Origin of the sequence: Salinibaculum salinum (assembly GCF_037645885.1) — an archaeon.
Taxonomy (GTDB): domain Archaea; phylum Halobacteriota; class Halobacteria; order Halobacteriales; family Haloarculaceae; genus Salinibaculum; species Salinibaculum salinum.
The window spans coordinates 1-2339 of record NZ_JBBENW010000042.1 but is presented as its reverse complement, the minus strand read 5'-3'; the positions used below and the strand labels follow the sequence as shown (position 1 = coordinate 2339).

The following is a 2339-nucleotide window of genomic DNA, read 5'->3' as shown; positions in this document are numbered from 1 at the left end:
AACTGTCTCGGTAGCCGCGACATTCAAGAAGTCGTCTACCGAAGCTACGTCTTGCAGGGTTGCGCTTGTGTTGGACACACGTCGCGCACCCTGCCGCTTCGTACGTGACGCTTTCTATGACAGGCTCTAAGAAAGAAGACGGATACTGGGACGACATTTTAGATACTGGGGGCGGTTGATTTTCGGACCCAAAACCTTTGCTGGTATTGTTAAGCTCCATACCGCCTGTATTTTCAAACTAGCCGCCTACGGACGGCTCACTATCACTCACGCCCGCTAAATTAAATAGGTGTTAAAATAAGAACAAGCCATGATACAGAATGTATATAATAGGTTACTACGCACGACTACAGTCGTTGATTTTCCTAACAAGAAATCCGAACACGGAACCGGTTTCTTCTACAACTATAATGGCTCGACATTCTTAATTACAAATCGACACGTTTTGGAGCATGAAGAAAACCAGCCAGAGAAAGTGTCTATATATTTCCGAGATTATTCAAGCATCGAGAATATAAATCGGATTGATATTACGTTATACGAGGACCACTTTCCTCGGTGGCTAATCCATCCTGATTTTCCTGAAGCAGATCTTACAGCCCTCCCTCTAAATCAAAATCTTAGCCATGTTAATGACAGTGATCATAAAACAGGAAGTCTAGCACTATCTGCAGAAACATTTGCAGACCCGGACCTACTGATTAGGGGAGGAACAGGTGCACGTGTATTTGGATACCCTCAAGGATATGTCGATAAAAATTCTAAATTCCCAATAGCTAGAAGCGGTTTGATTGCCAGTCCATATGGGTACTGGTTCGATGACAGCCCGCAATTTCTCTTGGATGGGTCCATGGGAGACGGAATGAGTGGTAGCCCTGTATTCACAGACCGAACTACAGAATTTGAAAGGCTTGATGGCAATTCCCACATGGCAGGTTCTACGACATTTTTTATTGGAGTTCATGCGGCAGAATATCGGACACCCGCAAACCCGCAAGATACCGATTCGAATATCAACCATATCTGGTACTCTGAGCTCATTGAGAGCCTTCTTTCTATTAATGGACTATGTGACTTTGTAGATTCAGTTAGCTTTGAGAGAGACAGTGATTTTCTCGATAATGGTCTCGATATAGACTATCTTTCCGAATTTGTGACTAAGACAACAACTTGGGAGATGTTTGACCCCGAATGCAACAAACCAGACTCACCGAGCGAAGCGGTGAACAATACGATTGAACCAGATACTATCTTAGAACTGGTTTCGAATTTGGAGGAAAGTGCGACATCCGTAACAAAGGAAGAAAACTGATTGTCGCAGGTTGAAACCTATGATTCGACTATACGCAGGACACGTACTTAGCAGAAGCTCTGAGTCGCATACACTCTGGTATTTCCATCTACTTCTGCGAGTGCGACACCAATTCCTTCATTCTCCCAGTATGGCTGTAGGATGGTGTCTCGGTGTCCTGGTGAGTTCAACCACCCGCGGACAAGTCCGTGTGCGATCTTCGTTTCGTTGCCGTTGTGGTTCACCGTGCCACCGTAGTCCACATTGATGTCCGAGTCTGCGTACGTGTAGGCAATATTCTCTCCGCCGGTGCTGTACCGGTTCCCGCCTGTTGAGACCCGACAGTCGTATCCTGCTTGCTGATACCTGTCTTCGAAGTTGTCGCCATCTGGCGCCTCGTGAGAAAAGTACTCGTTGGCGGCCATATCTTGGCTATGGCCACGTGCGATTTCGCGAAGTGCTGGATCGTGTTGTAATGGAGGCAGTCCGCGTTCTGTTCGAACGTCATTGATTCGGGCGTGAATTTCCTGCTCAACCTGTGTTGTATTTACACCATCTTTGTCAGTCGCATCAGTACCTGCTGATAAACTATCGTCTGCGGCTTTCGAGGCATCGCCTACGAATTGTACCCCGTCGTCAACAATGTCTTCAACCGCCGACGGTCCTGGTCCAAGCGCCACTGCAACGCCGCTGATTAAGAGGATACCAATCCAGAATTTTGGTGATGTAACCAATCTTGCTGGAAACTTGAATACATAGCTGATGGCCTTCCGAGCTCGTATCCACAGCCACCGCAGTAAGAGGAACGGCGACAAAATTATGAAACCCAGACCGTCAGAGAGCCTTTGCAGCAAACTTTTCGAGCTATCATCTGAAAGTCGGCTCCAATCTGTTTCATCGCCACTGTTTCCGAGTTCGCGCCATCGGTTCTAGTTTAGTGGCGGTCAAAGCCGAACTCACCTCGTTCAACCTGCTCACGTAATCGATCTCTGTGTGGATTTGGATTTTGTGACGCCCACAGCAACAGCTCGTCCAAATCCGGCAGCTC

The 2339-nt window shown here is 47.2% G+C and carries 2 protein-coding genes; one reads left to right on the top strand and one right to left on the bottom strand.

Features of this window, described 5'->3' with window-relative positions; genetic code table 11:
- The first annotated feature begins 310 nt into the window (after nt 1–310).
- Nucleotides 311–1312 carry a S1 family peptidase gene (locus WDJ60_RS18705; RefSeq protein ID WP_340102299.1) on the top strand — a complete coding sequence of 334 codons (1002 nt, stop codon included), beginning with the start codon at nt 311–313 and terminating at the stop codon, nt 1310–1312.
- Between the two features lie 47 nt (nt 1313–1359).
- Here WDJ60_RS18705 and WDJ60_RS18700 read toward each other — a convergent pair whose 3' ends face one another.
- Nucleotides 1360–1971: a CAP domain-containing protein gene (locus WDJ60_RS18700; RefSeq protein ID WP_340102301.1), complete on the bottom strand. Its 612-nt coding sequence runs from the start codon at nt 1969–1971 to the stop codon at nt 1360–1362.
- Nucleotides 1972–2339 lie beyond the last annotated feature (368 nt).